Below are 22077 nucleotides of genomic sequence, written 5' to 3'. Positions count from 1 at the left end.
ATGGCGGACATCGCTATCATCGGCGCCGGTGTCGTCGGCGTAAGTACCGCCTATATGATGGCGCGGCGCGGATATCGGGTCACACTGATCGACGCCGCCGGCGCGCCCGGCTCGGGCGCCAGCGCCGGCAACGCCGCTCAATTGTCATGGGCCTATGGCGATGCCATGGCCTCACCCGCGCTGATCCGGCATTTGCCAGGGATAATGCTCGGTCGCGACCCCGCCTTTCGCATAGGCTGGCAGGCCGATCCCGACTTCCTGATCTGGGGGCTGCGTTTTCTCGCCAACGCATCACCCCGCCGCTGGTGGACAAACACACGTTCCATCCTCGATCTTGCAGCCGTCTCGCGCGAGGAGCTTGCCACGCTGCTGCGCGAGACGGGAATTGCCTTCGACTATCGGCTTGCCGGCAAGCTGCACCTCTACGGCGATGCCGCGAGTTTCCAGGCAGCCCGTAGGGCGGTTGACAGGAAGAACGGGCTCGGCATCGAGCAGCGCATGCTTAACCGGGAGGGTGCCGAGGAGATCGAACCGGCGCTCCGCCTCTATCAAGGCGAGATTGCGGGTGCGGTCTATACGCCCGGCGACGCACTCGGTGATGCGGCCGTTTATTGCCGCGCGCTCACGAACCACCTCGTTCGCGAATACGGAATGACGACGCTTCTCGGCCACCGAGTTTGCGGCTTTCGCACGGTCAATCAAAGGCTGCGCGCCATTCGTTTTCTGGATCGTGACGATCTTGGCGTCGATATGGCGGTTCTGGCCGCTGGGCCGGGAGCGCCGCTCCTCTCTCGCGAGGTACCGGAGGCGCGCGCCATTCGCCCGGTGCGCGGCTACTCGCTGACCATTCCCCTGACCGCGGGCTCGCCGCGTGTCAGTCTCACCGACGTCAAACGCAAGCTGGCCTTTGCCGCCATCGGCGACCGGTTTCGCGTCGCAGGCCTCGCCGATATCACGGCCGTCGGTGCCGGGTTCGATGGCGAACGCTTCGGTGCCCTGCGAACTGCCGCTTCCTCGGTTCTGTCGGAATTTAAGGCTGCGAGCACTGACGAGACCATATGGTCGGGCGAACGCCCCACCACGCCTTCATCACAGCCGATCATCTGCGCCTCGCGCCGAACCCGAGGACTGTACCTGAATATCGGTCACGGCATGCTCGGCTGGACGCTCGCTCTCGGCTCCGCCCGGCGTGTCGCTGATCTCATCGCCAGATAATGCGCATGTCGGCCGCGTAAAATGGCGGTGTCCGCCGAGCGAACCGGGAAGTGCTTCTTGCAAACTCTTCTGGTCACGCCATCGGATAAGATCGCGACAATGATATCCTTTGTGAGGGAAGGCGCGGACGTAGTCACCGAGCCAGAAACGACGGAGATTGAACGCTTTCGTACCGGATTCAAGGTCGTTTCAATCCTCGCATCGTCCTTAACCTCGATGTCGCCATGCTCCAGCCGCGTCCTCCCGCCCAAGCGCTTTCCTTCGAGCGGTATTCGTGCTTATATTGAATGAACGTTCAGCAAGTATGAGGGCGCCATGAACGAGCTTGTCCGGGATATCGCCGTGCCGAAGGAGTGGGACAGACGGGGACTGCCCGGGTGGTGTTACCATTCGGACGCTCTGCTCGAACTCGAGAAGGAACATGTCTTTCGCAGCCACTGGCAGATAGCCTGTCATGTCTCCGACGTGCCGGAACCGGGCAGCTACATCACCCTCGACATGGTGGGTGAGAGGGTTCTCGTCCTGCGCGACAAGGCGGGTGATGTCCGCGCCTTCAACAATGTCTGCCGGCATCGTGGCTCTCGGCTGGTAACCGCTGAGGCCGGGATGTGCCGCGGCGCGTTGGTCTGTCCGTTTCATGGCTGGGTCTACAACCTTGACGGCACGTTGCGGGGCCCCTCGCGACCGGACAGTTTTCCACCGCTCGACAAGAATGATTTTTCGCTTGCCGGCATCGAGACGGAAGTCTGGCTCGGCTTCGTTTTCATCCGCCTCAAGCCGGGTCCGCAGGCAACTGTCGCCGAGCTCATGAAACCCTTTGAAGCGGAGCTTTCACATTACCGGACCCGCGACATGATCCCGACCACTGGCTTTTGGGGTCACGAGTCGCCGGTCAACTGGAAGTCGGTGCGCGACGTCGACAACGAAGGTTACCATGTCGCGATGGCGCATCCAGCGCTGCAGGATCTCTACGGTTCCAGCTATTTTGACGAGCCCTTCGTCGGTGGGATCTGCCGTTCGTTTGCCACTTACAATCCCCATGCGGGCCGGCGCTGGAGCGTACGACAGTACCGCGCCGTCGCGCCGCCGGCGACGCAACTTCCGCCGGAACTGCGCCATGCGTGGATCTACTACGGCCTGTTTCCAAACAACGTCATCGCGGTGACGCCGGAAAGCGTGCAGTTCTACCAGGAGTTCCCGATCACACGCGGCAGGACCCAGCTTCGCGGCGCGATCTATCGCTATCGCGACGAGGGCAGGGCCGAGCGTCTCGCACGTTATCTCGCCGCCCGCATCGACCGGGACACGATGGCCGAGGACGTGCAACTCACCGTCTGGTCCAACGAGGCGATGACGTCACGAGCCTTTGCCGGTTTCTACCTTTCCGACCTGGAATATGGAGTGCGCACCCATCACGACCATCTGCGTGCGGTGCTGCCGGTGATGACCCTCGACGAGGCGCCGGAGGAAGAGCGCATGGCTGAAGTGAATGCACGGATGTCGAACAGGATCTGAGCGGCTGAACCTTCATCGGCGCGACATTAATTGCCGGCGGCAACGGCATGTCGCCGGCTTCCCATATTTTGAACCTGGTTTCAGCCCTTCCACAAACCTTCACGGACCAGTTCGTCCTGCGTGAGCGCAATGCCCTGGTGCAGGATGGAGACGAGATCGTCGATTTGCGGTCGCGTGATCGTAAGTGGCGGCGACATCACGCACATGTGGATCAGCGGTCGCACCAGCAGGCCGAGCTGCTGGCAATGGGCGTCGATCCGCTTGCCGACCTCGAGGTCGAGCGCCAAGGGATTATTGCTCTTGCGGTCGGCGACGCATTCGACACAGGCCATCAGTCCGAGCCCGCGAACTTCGCCCACGAGCGGCAGATCCTCGAGCGTCTTCAACTGCGCCTGGAAGTAGGGTGCTATGTCGCGGGCATGGGCGAGAAGGCCGCCCTCGAGCAGGTCGAGATTGGTTTCCGCGACGGCGCAGCCGATCGGGTGGCTGCTATAGGTCAGTCCGTGGGCGAACATCGCCTCGGGATGGTTGGAGTGACGCAACCTTTCCAGAAGCCCCGCCGAGATCATCATGCCGCCGAGCGGGAAGTATCCGGAGGTCACGCCCTTCGCGAACGTGATGATGTCAGGTTCGATGCCGAAAACGTCTTTCGAGGCAAAGACATGGCCGAGGCGGCCGAAGGCGGTGACCACCTCGTCGGCGATGAAGAGGATGTCATTGTCGCGGCACAATTTTCGCATGCGGGTAAGGTAGCCGGCTGGCGGTACGATGACGCCGCCGGAGGCCATGATCGGTTCGGCAACGAAGGCGCCGATGGTTTCGGCCCCATGCGTCTCGATAGCAGTGCGGAATTCGTCGATGAGGGTGTCGCAGAAGGCCTCGACCGACAGGCCGACCGAGCGGCGGAACGGATTGGGACAGGAAAGCTTGATCACCATGTCCTGCGCGCTGTCCATCCAGTCATGGTCGCGGGGGCGGCCGTTCAGGGAAGCGGAGAGGAAAGTGGATCCGTGATAACCGCCCTGGCGGGCGATGATCATCTTCTTGGTTGGGCGACCGTGGACATTGTTGGCGAACTGCATGAAGCGCAGTGCCGTTTCGACCGCCGACGATCCGCAGGTCGTGTAGAAAACATGGTCGAGATCGCCGGGTGCATGGGCCGCCAAGCGTCGTGACAGGCGAACCGATGGTTCGCTCGCCGTGTACCAGGGCGAATTGTAGGAGAGCGTCATCGCCTGTTCGTACATGGTTCGGGCGATAGGCTCGCACGCATGGCCCACATTGGTGCACCACATGCCGGCGGGGCCGTCGATGAGCCTGCGCCCTTCGATATCGGTGACATAGATGCCGTTGCCACCGACGATGCCGCCCCGTGCCTCCGCGCCGATCTCGCCGGCAACCGGCCAGGGCTGGATCAGGTGTCCTTTGGCAGCATCGACGAATTCCTGGCGTTCGGTTGCGGACATGGTCTCGAAGTTTCGGATGGCTGCCATTGCGAACCTCTTTTTGTATCGCTTCAAGCGTCTGAATTTGATTGAAGAATAGCACCATATTGAATGGACGTTCAATCAGATTCGATGGATGAGTGCTTGCATTTCGTCAACATTTGCGCTCATCATGCGAAACGAAACGGAAGAGGCGGAAAGCCGGAGGGCAGCCATGCATCGATTGCTGCATTACGCCTGTTGTCACGCGGGCCCCTGGGAGGGCGGCTGATGGCGCTGGCTGTGGATCGATCGTCGAGTGCGGCGAACAATGCCCCGCCTGCAAGGCCGTCATGGCTGCGCGGGGAAGAGGCGGCGGGGCTCGCTCTCATTTCTCCGACCGCCCTCTACGCCCTGTTTCTGCTCGGCATTCCGATCCTCACAGTTTTCGCCTACAGCTTCTGGACGCAGAACTACCTGGAGATCGATCGCAGTTTCACTTTCGAAAACTACCGTATTGCCCTGACGGAGCCGATCTACCGCGATCTGCTGCTGCGCTCGCTGGCGATCTCCCTTGTCGTCTCCGTTGTCACGGTTGTTGTTTCCTATCCGGTGGCCTGGTTCATCTCCTTTCACGGAGGCCGCCACAAGAACCTGCTGCTTTTCCTGATCACGGTACCTTGCTGGACGAGCTACCTGCTCAGAGTCATGTCGTGGAAGATGATCCTCGGCTATCAGGGTGTCCTGAACACGGGGCTGATGTCGCTCGGCGTCATCAATGAGCCGATTGCCTCGCTTCTCTATAACTCCAATGCCGTGGCCATCACTCTTGTCCATAGCTGGGCCGCTTTCGCCATCCTGCCGATCTACGTGTCGCTCGAGAAGATCGACCGGTCGCTTGTCGAAGCGGCGCGCGACCTCGGTGACGGGTCGGTGCGGAGCTTTCTGCGTATCGTCCTGCCGCTTTCCATGCCGGGGGTCATATCGGCCATGCTTATCGTCATGATTCCGACCGTCGGCGACTATGTGACACCGCGCCTCGTTGGCGGCAAGGACGGGGTGATGATTGCCACCGCCATCCAGGCGCAGTTCGGCAAGGCGGCCAACTGGCCGCTTGGTGCCGCCCTGTCGGTCACCACCATGGCGATTGTTTCGGTCATGGCTGGCGCCTGCGCGCTTCTGCTCAAACTTGCGGCGAGGCGTATCCGATGACCGTGCTGAAGCTGTCCCGCTGGCGCGTGCTGCCGGTCTATATGACACTCTATCTTGGGTTCCTCTATCTGCCCATCCTGCTGCTTCCAGTCTTTTCCTTCAACAATGCCGCCGCCACGCGCTTCCCGCTCGCCGGGTTTACGACGAAGTGGTACGCCTCGTTGTGGGGCAATCGGGAGATGCTGGATGCCGCCTTCAACAGCCTCGTCGTCGGCATCTGTGTGTCAGTCCTGTCGACAGGGCTGGCAATCTGCGCGGCCCGGGCGGTAACCCGCTATCGATTCCGGGGGCGGCGGGCCGCGAACGGCCTGATCATGGCGCCGCTGTTCCTGCCTGAGATCATCGTCGCCGTCTCGCTGCTGATGATCGTGCTTCAGGTCGGCGCAGAGCTCTCGCTCGTGACCGTCATCCTCGGTCAGGTGGTTTTCTGCCTGCCCTATTCGATGGCCGTACTGACGGCAGGGTTCGACGGTTTCGACCGGTCGCTGGAGGAGGCCTCGCTGGACCTCGGTGAAACCGCCTTCGGCACCTTCCGAAGGGTCACCTTGCCTGTGGTAGCACCTGCCATCCTGTCCAGCCTTCTGGTCTCCTTCACCATATCACTCGACGAGTTCCTGCTCGCCTTCTTCCTGTCCGGCACCGAGCCGACGCTGCCCGTCTACATCTGGGGACAATTGCGTTTTGCCGCTAAGCTTCCTGGCGTTCTCGCGCTCGGCAGCATCATGCTTGCCTTGTCCATCTGTCTGCTCGTCGCTGCCGAACTCCTGCGCCGGCGCACTGCGCGGCAGCTTTCTACCGGAGCCGCAGCCCATGTCTGATATGCCGATGATCGCGATTTCGGGGGTGAACAAGTTCTACGGAATCTACAAGGCGTTGACCGATGTCTCGCTCGATATCGCTGCCGGTGAGTTCTTCTCGCTGCTCGGCCCGTCCGGATGCGGAAAGACCACGCTGCTGCGCTCCATCGCAGGCTTCGAGACACCGAGCTCCGGCGACATCAGGATCGACGGCCAGTCGGTGATCGGTGTCCCGCCGAACCGCCGGCCGACCAACATGGTCTTCCAGAGTTATGCCATCTTCCCTCATCTCAACGTGGAGGAGAACGTGTCCTACGGCCTGAAGCGCTTGAAGATTGGCGCGGCCGAGGAACGCCGCCGCGTCGGCGATGCTCTGGATCAAGTGCGGCTCGGCCACCTCGGAAAACGACGCGGTCATGAACTGTCCGGCGGCCAGCGGCAGCGCGTCGCGCTTGCCCGGGCGCTGGTGTTGCGCCCCAAGGTGCTGCTGCTCGACGAGCCGTTGTCGGCCCTCGACAAGAAACTGCGCGAGGAGATGCAGTCCGAATTGCGCGCCCTGCAGAAGGCTGTCGGAATTACCTTCGTCCTGGTCACCCACGACCAATACGAAGCGCTGGCGCTGTCCGATCGGATCGCCGTCATGTTCGGTGGGCGGATCGCCCAGGTGGCCACGCCGAAGGAACTGTATCAGCATCCCCTGACGCGGCTGACGGCAGATTTCCTCGGTGGCATGAATTTTCTGTCCGGCAAGGTCGTCGACAAGGCCGGTGACATGCTGGCTGTCGAGACCGAACATTTCGGCCGGCTGCGGCTTGCCGCTGCGGCCTCGGGCGGGCGGGCGGGCGACAGGATCACGCTCGGCATCCGGCCTGAACGGCTGCGTCTGCTCTGGGACGGCGAGCGCGCCGACCACGAGTTGCAGGGCAGGGTCACAAACCGGGCCTACTTTGGCGAGACGACACATCTGAGCGTCCAGGTTGACGGGCTGGAACAGCCGCTTTCCATGGTCGAGACCAATACCTATGGTGCAGATGACCTTCCGATCGGCGAACCGATCCGGCTCGCCTATGATCCGGAGGCGTTCGTCGCGCTCGCGGATGACGAGACCGAGGATCGTATTCGCAAGCCCGACTGATCACATGGGTCGGATCCATTCAGCGGCTGCGGCGCGCCAGCTTTTCGAGCCAGCTGTCGCCGACGCGATAGCGCCGCAACACGTCAGCGGGTTCCTCAGCATCGAGACGGGCGAGATAGCGGTAAACTTCCAGTGTCTGGACGTCCATTTCCCCGCAAGCATAGAAATACATGGCCGCACCATAGCGGGCGCGGCCGGACCATTCGATGCCCGGTGGAAGCGTGATGTTCTCCCATTGCGCTTCGGTCTCGCTGTCCGGATCCGCGTCCATGCTCGATGCCTCAGAACCGGCCCGGCGGCGTTGCCGTGCGTCGGTCCAGTCTGATGAAGGGGCGCGGCACGATCTTGGCGCGCTTCATCAGCTTCTGGTACTGCAGTTCCCGCAGCGCATAGATCTCCACCCAGAGATCGTCGAGAATGCGTTCGCCATAGGGGTGTGCGAGCGTGGCGATCGCGATATTGCGCTTGGCGATCGGCGACCAGATGCCGGCGGTGACGATCCCGGCTTCCCGGGTCCTGCGATGATAGACAAGGGCATGCTCGGCAGCGATGTTTCCCTCGATTTCGAGACCCACAAGGATGTGCTTCAGCGATTTTGTCCGCCGCGCCCCGAGGATTGCGTCGCGACCGTTGAAGAAGGGCTTTTCAAGATCCACCAGCCAGTCGAGGCCGATTTCGTCGGGTAGACGTACGCGGTCGGTGCGCAGCGTTGCCTCCGCGGTGGTGAAGTCGGTATTGGCGACGATGAATCCGGCTTCGATGCGGGCGCGATTGAGTGCGCCATATCCGATCGCCTGAAGGCCGAACAAGTGGCCGGAACTCCAGATCCGATCCCACAATGACAGGGCAAGGTCGGCGGGCGCGAAAAGCTCGTAGCCCAGGTCGCCGGTGAAGCCGGTCCGAGAGATGGTGATCTCGCGACCCTCGTGGTCGAAACGTGCCAGCTGGAAGGGCCTGAGGGTCTCGATGCCGCCAAACCCTGCCGTGTCGAGCACCGCAAAGCTGGTGGGTCCCTGCAAGGCTACGGCGGCCACCGTCTCGGTTTCCTCATCGATTGTCACGTCGAAACCCACGGCACTGTCGGTCAGCCAGGGCAGGTGGCGCTCCTGGCAGCAGAGGCGGAAATCCGTCTCCGCCAGCCGGAACAGGGTGCCGTCATCCAGGACATGGCCGTGATCGTCGCACCACGCGGTATACTGGACGCGTCCGGGCTTCAGCTTGCGCACGTCGCGCAGCGTCAGGCGATTGAGGAAACGTTCTGCATCGGCTCCGCGTATGCGGTATTTGATCATCGGCGAGATGTCGAACAGGGCCGCCGTGGAGCGGATCGCGAAATATTCGAGCTCATCGTCGAAGACCGAGTGCGGCGCCTTGTAGCCTGCCCACGAATACCAGTCGTTGGTGGTCGACAGAGCCGCGATGCGCGGATGGAAAGGCGTTTCCAGACGGGGAGCCGTGATGTGGATTTGTCCGGCACGGCGCTGGGCGGTCTCGATGTTCATCGTCTGTCTCCGGCAAGGATTTGGCGCGCCGCGAGCAGACCCGGCAGGCCTGAAATGCCGCCGCCGGGATGCGATCCGGCACTGGCGAGGAACAGCCCCTGGAGCGGCGTGCTGTAGCGCGAGGCGGCGTGCACGGGCCGGTTCACCAGCAGTTGATCGGCCTGCAACTCGCCATGGTGCCAGTGCCCGCCCGGAATGTGGTAGGCGGCCTCGATATCCGGTGGTGCCATCACACGGACGGCCCGCACGGAGCGGCCAATGCCCGGCGCATGTCGTTCCAGAACGGCAAGTGCTGCGGCCTCCAGTCGGCTTCGCCCGTGCTTCAAGCCCTCTTTCAGCGCATAGGGCACAAACGGGATGAGAGCCGACAGCGTTGCGGCGCCTGACGGTGCAAGCGAGGGCTGCGCCAGGCTCGGCAGCATCACCTCCATCACCGGATCTGCCGGAAGCTCGCCGTATTTCGAGGGATTGAAAGCGGTTTCCACATGCTCCATCGACCGTCCGATCACCAGCCTGCCGGTGAGCGCGTCCTGCGGCACTCCGGTGAAGGAAGGGGGCGTATCGAGGGCCAGGTCGAGCCGGGCGACATTGCCCAGCGAGCGGATATTGCCGATGGCGCGACGGAAACCGGTGCCGATCTCGGCGGCGTCGATGAGGGTGAGGAACGTTGTTTTTGGATGAATGGCGGCGACGATGATCGGTGCCGTGAACGTCTCGCCGCTTTCCAGCACGACGCCGCTGACGACACCCCGGTCGGCCAGAATGCGGGCGACGGGAGCACTGGTTCTGATCGTTACACCGGCCTTCAGTGCGCCCGCGACGAAGGCTTCGCCAAGCGCGGCCACGCCCCCTTCGGGCACGAACTGGCCACCGACATGCCCGTTCACCTCGCCCGTCAGGCGATAGTAAAGGCCGAGCAGGGAGGTCGGAGAACGTGGACCAAGCTGGACGCCGAGTGTGGCGTCAAAGGCGATGAGCGCCTTCAGGCGATCGTCGGTCAGGTATTCGTCGCCGATATCGGCGACATTCATCAGCAGCATGCGCAGGAAGTCCCGGCTTTCCTCGCGACCTTTGAGCAGAAGCGCGAGACCTGCCGACCCCAGCGCAGCAAGGTCTGAAATCCCGACAGCCTTGAGCGGTGGAGGCGTACGCTTGAGGAAGCGCCGCAGGATCCCGGCTTGTGAGATCAACGTGTCCCGCAGGAGCCTGAACCGGTCTGCCTCGTTCTTGGAGACGCCTCTGATTCGTTCGCCATAGGCACTTTCCAGAATGGCGGGCTCCACCCGAGCAGACAGCACTACGGTCGGAACGTCTCGCCCGCCTGCCAAGTTGTCGGGCAGGGCGAGAAGCTTCGCCACATCCGGATCCAACCGGTTGACGATCTGGGCGGGACCGTTCGCCTGGAAGCCCGGATGAAAGCTATCACCGCGTAGTGCACCGCCGGCCTTCTCATGCGCCTCCAGAACCACGACCTTCCTCCCGCTTTTGGACAGGGCTGCCGCTGCGGTCAACCCGTTGTGCCCGCCACCGATCACGATCGCATCAAATGACGTCATGGGCCCCACTCATGTGTTGCCGGCCCCGCTTGAGGTCGCGCAGGATTTCCGAAGCGGCGTTGCGGCCCGGAGCCCCCATCACTCCGCCTCCGGGATGGGTTGAGGATCCGCAGAGATAGAGCCCCTTCACCGGGCTGCGATATTGCGCATAGCCGGGCACCGGTCGGTTGAACAGCAACTGGTCGAAAGTCAGCTCGCCCTGGAAGATATTGCCTTCAGTCAGCCCGACCTCCGCCTCGATCTCGCGCGGCGTGCGCACTTCCATGTGCAGGATGCGGTCGCGGAAGCCCGGCGAATAGGCCGCGATCTGGCTGACGACGGTTTCGGCAAACGCGTCGCGGTCGGCATCCGTCCAGTCGCGTCCTTCAACCTTCGGCGGACAGTACTGCACGAAGCAGCTCATGAAATGCTTGCCCGGCGGCGCCATGGTCGGATCGAGCGTGGTCGGGATCATCATGTCGATAAAAGGATCTGTCGACCAGCGCCCGTCCTTCCAGTCGTCATAGGCCCGTTCCATGCGCTCCACGCTGTCGGTGAAATGCATGTCGCCGCGAATACAGGTGGAGCCCTGCGGCAGGGCCGGAAATTCCGGCAGGCTGTCGAGGGCGATGTTGAGCTTGCCCGACGAGCCGCGCATCTTGAAGTGGCGGACCCGGTGCACGAAGCGTTCGGGCAGGTCCTTTTCCTCCACGAGCTTGAGGAAGGTCCGTTTGACATCGGCATTGGAGACGATCGTCCGGCCGCGCACTTCCTCGCCATCGGCCAGCACCACGCCCGTCGCTTCGCCGCCGCGTGTCAGTACCTTGTCGACATCGGCGCCGGTGCGGATCGTGCCGCCGGAGGCCTGGAAAGAACTGGCAAGCGCCCGGCTGATCGCCCCCATGCCGCCGCGGGCATAGCCCCAGGCGCCGACCGATCCGTCGACTTCCCCCATGTAGTGATGCAGCAGCACGTAAGCCGTGCCGGGCGACATCGGCCCGAGCGCGGTGCCGATGATGCCGGAAAGGGCGAGATAGGCCTTGACCACATCGGTCTCGAAGTACTCGTCTAGGAAATCCGAGATGGACATGGTCCAAAAGCGAAGCGTCGCAGCCATCTCTGCGGCCGAAAAGTCCCCGAAGCGCCTGGCGAGAAACAGAAGTTCGCCGATGTCGCGCGGCTTGAAGGAAAAGGGATCCGGTGCCGTCCGCATCAGCAGAGGCTGGATAAAGCGGCACTGGCGCGTCACGTCGCGGGCATAGCGCTCATAGGCCTCCGCATCGCGCTTCGACCAGCGAGCGAATTCGCGCCGGTGGCTGTCGTGATCCCGGTAGGAGGCCAGATAGTCGCCGTCACGGGTGAAGACCGCACCGCCCTCATAGGAGATGATCTGTAGCCCATGTTTCGGCAGTTCGAGATCACGCATGATTTCCGGCCGGAAAAGTGAGCAGACATAGGAGCAGTTGGAATAGACAAATCCGGGCGTCAGCTCGCGGCTGGTGGCCGCTCCTCCTACCCAGTCGTTCTTTTCAAGCACCAGGACATCGAGGCCGGCCCTCTGCAAATAGCAGGCGGCAACGAGGCCGTTGTGACCGCCGCCGATCATCACCACGTCATGGGTCTTCATGTTGCCCCCAATCATGCGTTTCACCAAAAGTGAATGAAAAACGAATGCTTGTCCATCTATATTGAATGAACATTCAGCAAGTTTGTTGCAAAGTTGTGAGAATGAGCTACTCTGATGTGGACAAAGGGAAGGTCAGAATGGCTGAGGGTTTCGTGGGGCATCCATGGGGAAAGGGCAGGCCGGACGGTCGGGTGTTCCAGTCTCTGTCCACGCGCATCATTTGCAAGAAGGTCCTTGACAGTGACGGCTGACGTCGCGCTCATCTCAAAGCTGATGAACCGGGTGCACGGCGATGATGCCTGAGCACGCGGACAGATACGTTCGGAACTGGACCCAGAGCATGAAGTCGATAGACGCCCTCCCCGAAGCGGGAGTTCCCGGCGACAAGAAGGGCCGCAAGGCTTCCAAGGAAACCCGCCAGCAACAGCTCATCGAGGCGACGATCGATTCGCTGGCAAAACGTGGTTATGCGGAAACGACGCTCGCCAATGTGGCCGATGGAGCCGGACTGTCGCGCGGCATCGTGAATTTCCATTTCGAAAGCAAGGAGCGGCTTCTCATCGCCACGCTTCAGTTCATGGCGGATGAATATGCCGGCCATTGGATGGGGGCCTACGAGAAAGCCGACCCACCGCCCGCAGCCAAGCTCTGGGCGCTTGTCGCTGCGGATTTCGATCGCAAGCTTACCACGCGGCGAAAGCTCGCGGCCTGGTGTGCCTTCTGGGGCGAGGCGAAGTCGCGACCGACCTATCAGGCACTCTGCGGTGCGCGGGATGCCAAGTATCAGCAGCTGTTCGAGGATATCGTTACGGCACTGAAGGCGGAAGCCGGATACACCTTTGAACCGAAAGCCACGACGCTTGCGCTGTGCGCAACACTCGAGGGCCTTTGGTGGCGCCTCATGATGAACGACGGGCTGACGCGCGATGCGGCGCATGCAGCGGCTATTGAATTCCTCGTCGGACTTTTTCCGCGGCACATGACCCGCGAGGGGCCCGACCCGACATAGCAACAGAGACCAAGGAGATCGGCATGAAGCCCAAAACTGCATTACGACTGTCCGTCCTGCTTTCCGGTCTCCTGGCGAGCGTCGCGCTCGCCGCGGCTGCGGCCGACAACATCGTCGTGTTCGACTGGGCCGGCTATGAGGATCCCGCTTTCCATCCAACCTATACGGAGAAGTTTGGCAGCGAGCCCGACTTCTCCTTCTTCGGCGACGAAGAGGAGGCCTTCCAGAAGCTGCGCTCCGGTTTCACCGCAGACCTCGCCCATCCCTGTTCGCAAAGCGTTTCGAAATGGCGAGACGCAGGCCTGCTGGAGCCGCTCGATACGTCCAAGCTGGCCAATTGGAACGACGTCCTGCCCGGCATCAAGGCGATGAAGGGGTTGATGACGGCCGATGATGGTACGGCCTATTTTCTGCCCTTCGAATGGGGGAATACGGTTCTCACCTATCGCACAGATACGGTGAAGCCGGAGGATGTCACGTCGCTCAAGGCCTTCGCCGATCCGAAGTTCAAGGATCGTGTTTCGATCGGCGACAATGTCGACGATGCCTATGCCCTGGCGAGCCTGGCGATCGGGATGAAAGACTGGACCACGCTCACGGATGAGCAGTTCAAGCAGGCATCAGACTTCCTGCGCGCCGTACACCAGAATGTTCGGCTCTACTGGACGGACAACACCGACCTCAGCCAAGCCATGGCGGGCGGTGAGGTCGATCTGGCCTGGGCGTGGAACGAGACGGCGACGACACTTGCTGCCGATGGCGTTGCGGTCGCCATGAACAAGAATACCACGGAAGGCATTTCCACCTGGGTGTGTGGCTATGTGCGGCTGAAGGGTGGAGCCGGCAGCGAGGAACAGCAATACGGCTTCCTCAACGCCATCACCGACCCCGCCATCAGCAGCTATATGGTGGAAAGCTGGGGTTACGGGCATTCCAACGCGAAGGGCATGGCGGCAGTCGATCCCAAGATCATGGCAGACAAGGGGTTTGCCGACATCGACAAATTCACTGCCAGCACCCTTTTCCAGTCGCCGATGCCGACAGAACTGCGTCAGCGCATGATCGCGGAGTTCGAGAAGATCAAGTCGGGCTATTGATCGCCGATGCGAGACGTGTCGCGGTGGATCTGTCCGTTACGACGAAGAAGGGCAAATCCTGACCGTCTTCGCGTATATGTCGAACGACCAAACTGCGGTTAGCCCGAGCCCCCAGCGAATACTAAATACTATATGGATCAGTCGCGGCGGCAGCGCTCGTGCCTGTCCGGTTGCGTCGCATTTCCACAACAAGCTCGGTTGAGGCTAGCCTGAGGAGCCGATTCATCAGTCCTCATATACTCGCCGTGGAAATCGACAATGCAGTGAACGCTTCTTCCCATGTTCCCACCGTTCCAAAAGCCGGTTCAACATTCTTTTCCTCAATATGTTCGCAAGGTGCCTGCTCTCATGAAACCGTTTCATGCACCGCAGAACGCCGCTTTACATGGTCTGCCAAGACAACCACCTCCGCCGGCGCATTGAGGCCTGAAGCGATGATCGAGACCCGCAGGTTGTTGCCGAGGGTGTCATCCAGATTTGCGCCCAGGATCATATCGGTATCCCCGTTGACTTGGTTGCGGATGTAACCCGCGGCCTCGTCGACCTCGAGCAATGTCAACTCTCGAGCGGCTGAGATCGACACGAGCAGGCCCTTGGCATCTCGGAGGCTTGTTCCATTGAAGAGCGGGTTCTCAACGGCAGCCTTTGCCGCTTCTGTCGCGCGACCCAACCCTGAGGCTACGCCGGTCGCCATGATGGCTCGGCCCATATCCCTGACCGGTTGGGCCATGTCGCTGGCTTGAAGTTTCATCCGGCTTTCATACGAACTCCGACAGCGCGTCAGGCGGAAATCTTGTCTGCCCCGCCAGAAAGATTGGCATAATTGGCCCAACGCGCTCACCCACAAATGCGGCCGTGATGGCAAGTGGGTGAGCGCCATTGCCCCGGGCGGCCGGCGTTTGCGTCGTGCAGCTTCAAATCGATGCCGTGCCTTCCTTTTGGACGTGAGGGTATAAGGCCTCACCGGGTTTTGACACCGGCGGAACAGTCCAAAAGCGCGATGTGTGTCCGCAATCCATCGGAAGTCTTCCTTTTTCGGTGACGCAGATCCGCAGTAGCCGTGGTGAAATAGACAGCGCTACAGCGGTCAACGAGGCTGGCCCGGGAAGAGCGCGCAAGTTCGTTGGTCTTTTGGTCCGTCTGTCAAACGAGACTTACCCGTTTTCCGGACCGCACACTTTCCAACGCTGCGTCCGCGAGCTCCAAAGCGCGTAATCCGTCTTCCCCGCTCGGCGACATGGCGGCACTGCTTTCTAAGGCCGCGATGAAGCTTGCGATCTCGTTGGCGTAGGCCTCGGTGTAGCGTGTCATGAAGAAATCGTGCAGGGGCGGGCGGGTGTAGCCCTCGGCTGTCGCGACCTCGATCGAGATCGGGCGCTGGTTTTCTGCGGATGCCGAGCCCTTGGAGCCATGTACTTCGATGCGCTGGTCATAGCCGTAGGTGGCGCGGCGGGAATTGGAGATCACCGCTTGCCGGCCGCTCGCGGTCTCCAGGACGACGGTCACGCTGTCATAGTCGCCAGCGGCGCCGATAGCGGGATCGACGAGAACGGCGGCATGCGCGGAGACAGACGCGATTACCTCGCCATCGAGCAGGAAGCGGGCCATGTCGAAATCATGGATTGTCATGTCTCGAAAAATGCCACCGGAACGGCCGATGTAGTCGAGGGGCGGCGGACCTGGGTCACGCGATGTAATGGTGATCATCTCGACCTTGCCGATCCTGCCGTCGTCGATCGCCTGCTTGACCGCCATAAAGTGTGGATCGAAGCGGCGATTGAAACCGACCATCAGCTTGGCGCCAGTCTGCTTGACCACGCTGATGCAGGCCCTTACCCGCTCGACATCCAGATCGACGGGCTTCTCGCAGAAGATCGCCTTGCCGGCCCGGGCAAATCGCTCGATCAGATCCGCGTGCGTGTCTGTCGGTGTGCAGATGATCACGGCGTCAATGTCACGCGCAGCCTCGATTTCCTCGATAGTGCGAACCTCTGCGCCATATTGAGCCGCAATCGACTGGGCCGCAGCCGGAAAGGCATCGGCCACGGCGAGAAGCCGCGCGTCTGGATTGCTGCTGACGGCCTTGGCATGGACGCGGCCGATCCGGCCCGCACCTAGAAGGGCAAAATTCACTGACATGGTCTGGTCTCCTGTGGCTTGATCAGCCGTTGATCATGGTGCGGAAGCGGGCGAGTTCGTCGGCCGGCACGCCGACATTGTGCCGATCTGCGGGATAGGCGCCGCGGTCGACGTCCTCGCGGAACTCCCGGAAGGCGGCAATCCGCTCTTCCTGAAGGCGGCTGAACTCGGCCGCGAAATTGCGATAGGTCTTGGCATGGCGCGGGACATGCCCGCGGGTCTGGCCAAGCACGTCATCGGCGAAGAGGTATTGCGCATCGCAGCCGGCGCCGGCGCCCATTGCGATCATGAAGAGCGAGGTCCTTGCGCTGATCAGGGAGGCAATTTCGGCCGGAACCACCTCGATCTCGGCAGCGAAAGCACCGGCTTCCTCGAGCGCCTGCACAGCCATCCAGATCGCCAGCGCACTTTCGGCCGTCTTGCCGACAGCCTTGAAGCCCCCTGTCCATGTCGCCTTGGAGGGGATGAGGCCGACATGGCTGCAGACCGGAATGCCTTCGTCGCGCAGCCGGCGGATTATGCCGAGGCTTGCTGCGCAATAGACGGCGTCACCGCCTGCGCGCATCGCCTGGAAGGCGGCGCGGAGGTATTCCTCCGCAGTGACGTAGTCTCCATATTCAAGGCCTGGCACGGCAAAGACGGTGGGAGCCGCCTCGCGGAAAGCGGGGCCGAGCAGGGCCGGCGGCACCGAAACCATTTCGATGCCGGCCTTCTCCGCGGCTTCTGCCTCTTCCAGCGTGACGACACGCAGCATGCTCAATTGCCGCTTGCCCTTGAGTGCCAGAATGTCGGCGACGGTGGGACGGTTGGATTTCATGGGATTGTCCTCTGGCGCCCTGCGCCTACAAAAGGGATTTCAGTTTGACGGAAGGGTCGGCAAGCGCCGCCGGGTCCGGGTGGACCCGCCTCGCGATCAGCATCTCGGCAAGACGGATATCGCGCGCTACGGAGCCCCCTGGACCCAAGCCGCTTGCCGCCAGCAATCGTCCCTCACCATCAAGGTGAAAGAGAATTTCGGCCTCCGATGAGAGCGCGCGGCGCACGGTGGACGCGGCGCTGTCAGCAAGGCCAGCCACTTGCAGGGTCAAGTCGTATTGATCGGACCAGAACCAGGGCACGGCCTCGAAGATTTCCGCCTTGCCCAACATGTTTGCCGCGGCGACATTGCCCTGCTCTTGCGCATTGCGCCAGGATTCAAGTCTCGCGCGCCGGCCGCCATATGCTGCGATCGGGAAAGAGCAGCAGTCACCGGCGGCAAAGATATCCGGATCGCTCGTGCAAAGATGATGATCCACCGCAATGCCGTTTTCGATGGCCAGCCCAGCCTCCGCAGCGAGCGCCGTGTTGGGCTGGGCACCGATGCCGACCACCAAGGCATCGGCCTCGATCCGGCGACCGTCAGCGAGCGTGATCGAAACGGAAGTCTCGTCGTCCGTGATGGAATTGATGCCGACACCGCAGATCAACTCGACACCTTCTGCGGCGTGCCGCGCCTGGAGTGTAGCGGCCAGTGTCTCCGGAACGCCGCGCATCAGGACGCGGGGTTGTACTTCGATCAGCGTGACATCGGCGCCGAGCATCCGTCCCATCGCCGCCAGCTCCAGTCCGATGAAGCCGCCTCCGAGAATGGCAAGATGGCTGCCTTTGCGCATATGACGCCGGATGGCCCCGGCATCCTCGATTGTTCGCAGGACGTGGACACGATCACTCCGGTGAAGACCCGGAACCATGCGTGGCGAGGCACCGGTCACCAAAAGCAGCCGGTCGTAGTCCCGCGGATTCTCACCATCGAGGGCGAACGTGTGAGCGCCTGGGTCGATGGAGGTAACCTTCTGGCCCCGAAGAAACGTGATGCCTGCCTCCAAAAACCGGTCTTCCGCGGCAATGGCCCGCACGGCATCAGCCTCAGCTCCCGGCTTGGACAGGGGTGGACGTTCGTAAGGGAGATGCGGCTCGTCACCGATCAGCGTGACGGTTGCCTGATAGCCCTGCTCGCGGAGAGCAAAGGCCGCGCGCACGCCCGCCTCGCCGGCCCCAATGATCACCATGCCAGAGGTGCCCATCTCAGCCGACCTGGATGAAGACGCGACCGCCTTCGACCTTGACCGGATAGGTCTTCAGATTGATGCAGACGGGAGCCCCCTTTGCCTCGCCGGTCTTGTAGTTGAAACGGCCATTGTGTTTCGGACATTCGATGATGTCGTCCATCACCAGGCCGTCCGCCAGATGAACGTGCTCATGCGTGCAATGACCGTCCGTCGCGTGGAAGCTGTCTTCCGGGCTACGATAGACGGCAAAGCTCTTGCCGGCGTGGTCGAAGCGGATGACGTCCTCTTCGTCGATCTCGTCCTTGTCGCAGATGTCGATCCAGTTGCTCATCGGGTTCTCCTCCCCAAAATTCGATTTTCGTGTTTGCCGACCGGCGTTATTCGGCGGCCGGTGCCATGACTTCGCCGTGGAAGTCTTCGCGATAGGGCTTCGCTGTCGACGGCAGTTCCCGTCTAAGGAAGTAATCCTCGTTGCGGAGCTGGCGCAGGAAAGCCGGGATCATTTCACGGTAGCCGTCGAGGATTGACAGGTTCGGCGCCGGCAGGTCGTCCTTGATCATCGCGTGCAGTCTCGGCAGGGCGTGATAAGGCACCATCGGGAACATGTGATGCTCAACGTGGTAGTTCATGTTCCAGTAGATGAACCGGCTGATCGGGTTCATGTAGACTGTGCGGCTGTTCAGCCGATGATCGATCACGTTGTCCGCAAGGCCGCCATGCTGCAACAGGCCGGTCATGACATGGTGCCAGGCGCCATAGAGACGTGGTAGGCCAATGAGCATCAGAGGCAGGATCGAACCCAGGTAGACCGCGAGGGCTACGGTCGCGATATAGATCGCGAGCCAGATGCGGGCGGCTTGGATTGCCTTGGGCTGCTCGCTTTCCGGAATGAAAGTCTTCTCTTCTGCGCTGATCACGCCGAAGGCATTGCGGACCATGTCTATCATGGCGTGCCAGGCATCGAGCAGGCCGAAGAAATTGAGGATTAGCCGCAGAAGATCCGGCGGACGCATGACGGCGATTTCCGGGTCGCGTCCGACAATTACGGTGTCGGTGTGATGTCGCGTATGGCTCCAGCGCCAGGTCACGGGATTGCGCATGATCATGAAGCAGGCGATCTGGTAGACGACGGTGTTCATCCACATCGTCTTGAAGGCCGTGCCATGGCTGCATTCGTGCCAGCGGCTGTCGGAGGCAGAACCGTAGAGCACGCCATAGGCCAGGAAGAAGGGGATAGCCCAGAGGCTGCCCCAGAAATAGATACCGAGGCCGCCAAAGACGAGCATGGAGCCGAGCCAGATCGCAGTATCGCGCATGGCCGGGCCATCTTCCCGCTTCATCAGCTCCTTCATTTGCTTGCGCGGCACGTCGGTATGATACCACTCCGCAGCCGACAGGCCATTGGCCACCGCTGCCTGCGCATCGCGACCCAAAAGACTGTAGTCACGCTTTGTCGCCATCCTCGCCATGCTCTCCTCCTGCTCCCAAGGGACACCGGTCCCACGTCGTCTTGACGGATGCCAAAGGATGAGCACACTTTTTCCCGACCTCAATAGGCGCATGATATATTCTATCAAACTATATCATTTTCGATCCATTTTATGATAACTTACCTCATCGAGAGGAGTTTTCATGGGAACGAGACCAACCATTGCCGATCTCGCCAAGGCCGCAAATGTCAGCGTCGCCACGGTGGACCGCGTCCTGAATGGGCGCCACAAGGTGCGGGAGGATACGGCACGACGGGTATATCAGGCGGCGAGCGACATCGGCTTCCATGCCGTCAGCCTGTTGCGGCAACGCGTCTTTGAAGGCCAGCCGCAATACAGGCTCGGTTTCGTGCTGCAAAAGCCCGACCAGCCTTTCTATCGGGCCTTTGCCCGGGAACTGGAAAATGCGGTTGAAAATTACGCCGAAATTCGTGGTATCGCCCAGATCGAGTATTCCTCCAGCCAGACTCCGGCCGAACGCTCGGAGAAACTGAAGGATGTTGGCGCACGCTGCCATGCGGTCGCCATGGTCTCTCCCGACTACCCCGCCATCACGGCAGTGGTGGAGGACCTGAAGGCGAGAAACATCCCCGTGTTCTCGCTGCTGACGGATTTTGCCACCGGCGTGCGCGAAGGCTATGTCGGAGTCAACAACAGGAAAGCCGGCCGCACGGCTGCCTGGATGATCACCAAGGCGGCCAAACGGCCCGGCAAGGTCGCCGTCTTCGTCGGCAGCCATCGTTTCAACGGTCACGAACTGCGCGAAATCGGCTTCCGCTCCTTTTTTCGTGAATGTGCTCCGGAATTCGAGGTGCTAGACAGCTTCGTCAATCTCGACAGCGGTGAGATCACCCATGAGGCGACGATCGATCTGATCCAGCGCCATCCAGACCTTGTCGGCTTCTATGTGGCAGGCGGCGGCATGGAGGGGGCGATTTCCGCACTCAGGGAAGAAAACGCCGCGGGCAAGTATGTCGTTGCGGTCAACGAACTGACAGCTGATTCCCGTGCGGCCCTGGCCGACGACATCGTAACTGTCGCCATCCACACGCCGCTGCAGCATCTCTGCCGCGAACTCGTGCGCCTGATGGTGGCCGCCATCGAGAACGGACCGGCTACCGTCCCCGGCCAGACCTTTCTTCCGTTTGAAATGTACGTTCCAGAAAATATTTAATATGGAATGAAATAATCGCATCATGATTATTTGCAAAATCTCTCATAAATGAAAGAGAATGACGACAGTTCGACTTTGACGATCGCCATGAAACCTGATGACCTTCCCCCACGAGGCGGGAGGATAGAGCCGCCCGGAACAACATCATTCTGGAGACATCCATGGCGGCCCCCACTTTTGCGCTCAACCATATGGTTGCGCCTACGCTTTCCTTTGCAGACCTGATCAAGGCCGGCGCCGCAATCGGCGTCCATCAATTCGAGATCCGCAACGACCTCGCCGGCAACGCCATCCTTGACGGAACCGCCCCGGAAACGATCCGCGCCGAAGCGGCCGCTGGCCGGGCCGAGATCATTTCGATCAATGCCCTGCAGCGCTTCAACGAATGGACACCCGAACGCGAGGCGGAAGCAAAAGAACTCGCAGCCTATGCAGCCGCCTGCGGTGCCAAGGCGCTGGTTCTGGTCCCCGTCAACGATGGCAGCGGCCAGGCGGATGGCGAGCGACAGGCAAACCTGCGCACCGCCATTGCGGCGCTTGCACCCATTCTCGAACGGGCCGGTCTGATCGGACTGGTCGAGCCGCTCGGCTTCCAGATCTGTTCGCTGCGCTCGAAGAAGGAAGCGGCCGAGGCAATCGCCGCCATTTCCAGCGCTGGCCGCTTCAAGCTGGTGCATGACACATTCCACCATGTCCTGGCAGGCGAGCCGGAAATCTTTCCCGAACTGACCGGCCTTGTGCATATCTCCGGTGTCGACGACGAGACCGTCGGCATCGACGACATGCGCGACCCGCACCGGGTCATGGTCACGCAGAATGACAGGCTCGACAATGTCGGCCAGATCCGTAGCCTCCTGGCCGCCGGCTATGCCGGGCCGTTTTCCTTCGAGCCCTTCGCCGCAGACGCCGCACGCGATGCGGACCCCGCAACGGCGGCGCGCGTAAGCATCGATTTCATCCTGCAGAAACTCGGCTGAGGACCCGGCCGAGATTCACATTGACACGCCCTTAAAATGGAATAAATATTCCAGTAACTCGAATATGGATTTGTTTATTCCATGCGCCTTTGGGAGAAGGGCGTTGCGAGCTCACCTCACCGAATTGGATGAGGCTCCGGGATTTTTCGGGTGCACCGGACACCCAAAGTGGAGGAGAAAA

The 22077-nt window shown here is 61.5% G+C and carries 20 protein-coding genes; 9 read left to right on the top strand and 11 right to left on the bottom strand.

Translation table 11 applies throughout. The annotated features are described in order from the left end of the window. The gene (locus tag IM739_RS21820) at positions 1-1215 is read left to right on the top strand and encodes an FAD-dependent oxidoreductase (RefSeq protein ID WP_237371330.1); all 1215 of its coding nucleotides are present in this window, start codon (positions 1-3) and stop codon (positions 1213-1215) included. 315 nt (positions 1216-1530) lie between these two features. Then, positions 1531-2730 (top strand): aromatic ring-hydroxylating oxygenase subunit alpha, encoded by a 1200-nt coding sequence (locus tag IM739_RS21815; protein ID WP_237371329.1) that lies wholly within the window; start codon positions 1531-1533, stop codon positions 2728-2730. A gap of 80 nt (positions 2731-2810) precedes the next feature. Here the strand turns inward: IM739_RS21815 and IM739_RS21810 are convergent, their stop codons facing one another. After that, on the bottom strand, positions 2811-4223 hold the full coding sequence (locus IM739_RS21810; RefSeq protein ID WP_237371328.1) for an aminotransferase: 1413 nt from the start codon (positions 4221-4223) through the stop codon (positions 2811-2813). A gap of 222 nt (positions 4224-4445) precedes the next feature. On the opposite strand from IM739_RS21810, the gene IM739_RS21805 reads away from it, so the two are divergent. From IM739_RS21805 to IM739_RS21795, 3 genes are read left to right on the top strand one after another with little or no spacing between them, the layout of a single operon-like run. Then, positions 4446-5366 carry an ABC transporter permease gene (locus tag IM739_RS21805; RefSeq protein WP_237371327.1) on the top strand — a complete coding sequence of 307 codons (921 nt, stop codon included), beginning with the start codon at positions 4446-4448 and terminating at the stop codon, positions 5364-5366. Then, positions 5363-6184, top strand: a complete 822-nt coding sequence (locus IM739_RS21800) for an ABC transporter permease (protein ID WP_237371326.1) — start codon at positions 5363-5365, stop codon at positions 6182-6184. Before IM739_RS21805 ends, IM739_RS21800 begins: the two co-directional genes overlap by 4 nt. Positions 6185-6191: 7 nt before the next feature. Beyond that, positions 6192-7298 (top strand): ABC transporter ATP-binding protein, encoded by a 1107-nt coding sequence (locus IM739_RS21795; protein WP_237371717.1) that lies wholly within the window; start codon positions 6192-6194, stop codon positions 7296-7298. 19 nt (positions 7299-7317) lie between these two features. On the opposite strand, the gene IM739_RS21790 is transcribed toward IM739_RS21795, so the two are convergent. From IM739_RS21790 to IM739_RS21775, 4 genes are read right to left on the bottom strand one after another with little or no spacing between them, the layout of a single operon-like run. Next, positions 7318-7569, bottom strand: coding sequence for a hypothetical protein (locus tag IM739_RS21790; protein ID WP_237371325.1), 252 nt, complete (start codon positions 7567-7569; stop codon positions 7318-7320). Between the two features lie 10 nt (positions 7570-7579). Continuing rightward, positions 7580-8800 carry an aminomethyltransferase family protein gene (locus IM739_RS21785; protein WP_237371324.1) on the bottom strand — a complete coding sequence of 407 codons (1221 nt, stop codon included), beginning with the start codon at positions 8798-8800 and terminating at the stop codon, positions 7580-7582. Next, on the bottom strand, positions 8797-10356 hold the full coding sequence (locus IM739_RS21780) for a phytoene desaturase family protein (RefSeq protein ID WP_237371323.1): 1560 nt from the start codon (positions 10354-10356) through the stop codon (positions 8797-8799). Before IM739_RS21780 ends, IM739_RS21785 begins: the two co-directional genes overlap by 4 nt. Then, positions 10343-11962, bottom strand: coding sequence for a phytoene desaturase family protein (locus tag IM739_RS21775; RefSeq protein ID WP_237371716.1), 1620 nt, complete (start codon positions 11960-11962; stop codon positions 10343-10345). The genes IM739_RS21780 and IM739_RS21775 overlap by 14 nt, the downstream gene beginning before the upstream one ends. 340 nt (positions 11963-12302) lie before the next feature. Here IM739_RS21775 and IM739_RS21770 point away from each other — a divergent pair, with 340 nt between their 5' ends. Beyond that, a complete protein-coding gene (locus IM739_RS21770) occupies positions 12303-12971 on the top strand; it encodes a TetR/AcrR family transcriptional regulator (protein WP_237371322.1) in 669 nt (222 codons plus the stop codon). A 23-nt stretch (positions 12972-12994) separates the two neighbouring features. After that, positions 12995-14068: an extracellular solute-binding protein gene (locus IM739_RS21765; RefSeq protein WP_237371321.1), complete on the top strand. Its 1074-nt coding sequence runs from the start codon at positions 12995-12997 to the stop codon at positions 14066-14068. 346 nt (positions 14069-14414) lie between these two features. Here IM739_RS21765 and IM739_RS21760 read toward each other — a convergent pair whose 3' ends face one another. The 6 genes from IM739_RS21760 to IM739_RS21735 form a co-directional block, all read right to left on the bottom strand. Next, a complete protein-coding gene (locus IM739_RS21760) occupies positions 14415-14798 on the bottom strand; it encodes a hypothetical protein (protein WP_237371320.1) in 384 nt (127 codons plus the stop codon). Positions 14799-15211: 413 nt separating this feature from the next. Continuing rightward, complete coding sequence (gene iolG / locus IM739_RS21755) at positions 15212-16207, bottom strand: inositol 2-dehydrogenase (RefSeq protein WP_237371319.1); 996 nt, start codon at positions 16205-16207, stop codon at positions 15212-15214. A 22-nt stretch (positions 16208-16229) separates the two neighbouring features. Continuing rightward, positions 16230-17024 (bottom strand): 3-methyl-2-oxobutanoate hydroxymethyltransferase, encoded by a 795-nt coding sequence (locus IM739_RS21750; RefSeq protein ID WP_237371318.1) that lies wholly within the window; start codon positions 17022-17024, stop codon positions 16230-16232. Positions 17025-17049: 25 nt separating this feature from the next. Then, positions 17050-18255 (bottom strand): NAD(P)/FAD-dependent oxidoreductase, encoded by a 1206-nt coding sequence (locus IM739_RS21745; protein WP_237371317.1) that lies wholly within the window; start codon positions 18253-18255, stop codon positions 17050-17052. 16 nt (positions 18256-18271) lie between these two features. Beyond that, a complete protein-coding gene (locus IM739_RS21740; RefSeq protein ID WP_237371316.1) occupies positions 18272-18586 on the bottom strand; it encodes a MocE family 2Fe-2S type ferredoxin in 315 nt (104 codons plus the stop codon). Between the two features lie 46 nt (positions 18587-18632). Further along, entirely contained in the window at positions 18633-19724 is a 1092-nt protein-coding gene (locus tag IM739_RS21735) for a fatty acid desaturase family protein (RefSeq protein ID WP_237371315.1), read from the bottom strand. A 163-nt stretch (positions 19725-19887) separates the two neighbouring features. On the opposite strand from IM739_RS21735, the gene IM739_RS21730 reads away from it, so the two are divergent. Further along, positions 19888-20919: a LacI family DNA-binding transcriptional regulator gene (locus IM739_RS21730; protein WP_237371314.1), complete on the top strand. Its 1032-nt coding sequence runs from the start codon at positions 19888-19890 to the stop codon at positions 20917-20919. Positions 20920-21080: 161 nt separating this feature from the next. Next, positions 21081-21896, top strand: coding sequence for a TIM barrel protein (locus tag IM739_RS21725; protein WP_237371313.1), 816 nt, complete (start codon positions 21081-21083; stop codon positions 21894-21896). Positions 21897-22077 lie beyond the last annotated feature (181 nt).

The organism is Rhizobium sp. SL42 (assembly GCF_021729845.1).
Taxonomy (GTDB): domain Bacteria; phylum Pseudomonadota; class Alphaproteobacteria; order Rhizobiales; family Rhizobiaceae; genus Allorhizobium.
This window is presented reverse-complemented; position numbering and strand designations above follow the sequence as displayed.

Excerpts from the sequence above, each read along its gene's own strand:
- IM739_RS21820 (WP_237371330.1), top strand. The coding sequence starts at position 1 with ATGGCGGACATCGCTATCATCGGCGCCGGTGTCGTCGGCGTAAGTACC.
- IM739_RS21815 (WP_237371329.1), top strand. The coding sequence starts at position 1,531 with ATGAACGAGCTTGTCCGGGATATCGCCGTGCCGAAGGAGTGGGACAGA.
- IM739_RS21810 (WP_237371328.1), bottom strand. The coding sequence starts at position 4,223 with ATGGCAGCCATCCGAAACTTCGAGACCATGTCCGCAACCGAACGCCAG.
- IM739_RS21805 (WP_237371327.1), top strand. The coding sequence starts at position 4,446 with ATGGCGCTGGCTGTGGATCGATCGTCGAGTGCGGCGAACAATGCCCCG.
- IM739_RS21800 (WP_237371326.1), top strand. The coding sequence starts at position 5,363 with ATGACCGTGCTGAAGCTGTCCCGCTGGCGCGTGCTGCCGGTCTATATG.
- IM739_RS21795 (WP_237371717.1), top strand. The coding sequence starts at position 6,192 with ATGATCGCGATTTCGGGGGTGAACAAGTTCTACGGAATCTACAAGGCG.
- IM739_RS21790 (WP_237371325.1), bottom strand. The coding sequence starts at position 7,569 with ATGGACGCGGATCCGGACAGCGAGACCGAAGCGCAATGGGAGAACATC.
- IM739_RS21785 (WP_237371324.1), bottom strand. The coding sequence starts at position 8,800 with ATGAACATCGAGACCGCCCAGCGCCGTGCCGGACAAATCCACATCACG.
- IM739_RS21780 (WP_237371323.1), bottom strand. The coding sequence starts at position 10,356 with ATGACGTCATTTGATGCGATCGTGATCGGTGGCGGGCACAACGGGTTG.
- IM739_RS21775 (WP_237371716.1), bottom strand. The coding sequence starts at position 11,962 with ATGAAGACCCATGACGTGGTGATGATCGGCGGCGGTCACAACGGCCTC.
- IM739_RS21770 (WP_237371322.1), top strand. The coding sequence starts at position 12,303 with ATGAAGTCGATAGACGCCCTCCCCGAAGCGGGAGTTCCCGGCGACAAG.
- IM739_RS21765 (WP_237371321.1), top strand. The coding sequence starts at position 12,995 with ATGAAGCCCAAAACTGCATTACGACTGTCCGTCCTGCTTTCCGGTCTC.
- IM739_RS21760 (WP_237371320.1), bottom strand. The coding sequence starts at position 14,798 with ATGGCCCAACCGGTCAGGGATATGGGCCGAGCCATCATGGCGACCGGC.
- iolG (WP_237371319.1), bottom strand. The coding sequence starts at position 16,207 with ATGTCAGTGAATTTTGCCCTTCTAGGTGCGGGCCGGATCGGCCGCGTC.
- IM739_RS21750 (WP_237371318.1), bottom strand. The coding sequence starts at position 17,024 with ATGAAATCCAACCGTCCCACCGTCGCCGACATTCTGGCACTCAAGGGC.
- IM739_RS21745 (WP_237371317.1), bottom strand. The coding sequence starts at position 18,255 with ATGGTGATCATTGGGGCCGGCGAGGCGGGCGTGCGCGCGGCCTTTGCT.
- IM739_RS21740 (WP_237371316.1), bottom strand. The coding sequence starts at position 18,586 with ATGAGCAACTGGATCGACATCTGCGACAAGGACGAGATCGACGAAGAG.
- IM739_RS21735 (WP_237371315.1), bottom strand. The coding sequence starts at position 19,724 with ATGGCGAGGATGGCGACAAAGCGTGACTACAGTCTTTTGGGTCGCGAT.
- IM739_RS21730 (WP_237371314.1), top strand. The coding sequence starts at position 19,888 with ATGGGAACGAGACCAACCATTGCCGATCTCGCCAAGGCCGCAAATGTC.
- IM739_RS21725 (WP_237371313.1), top strand. The coding sequence starts at position 21,081 with ATGGCGGCCCCCACTTTTGCGCTCAACCATATGGTTGCGCCTACGCTT.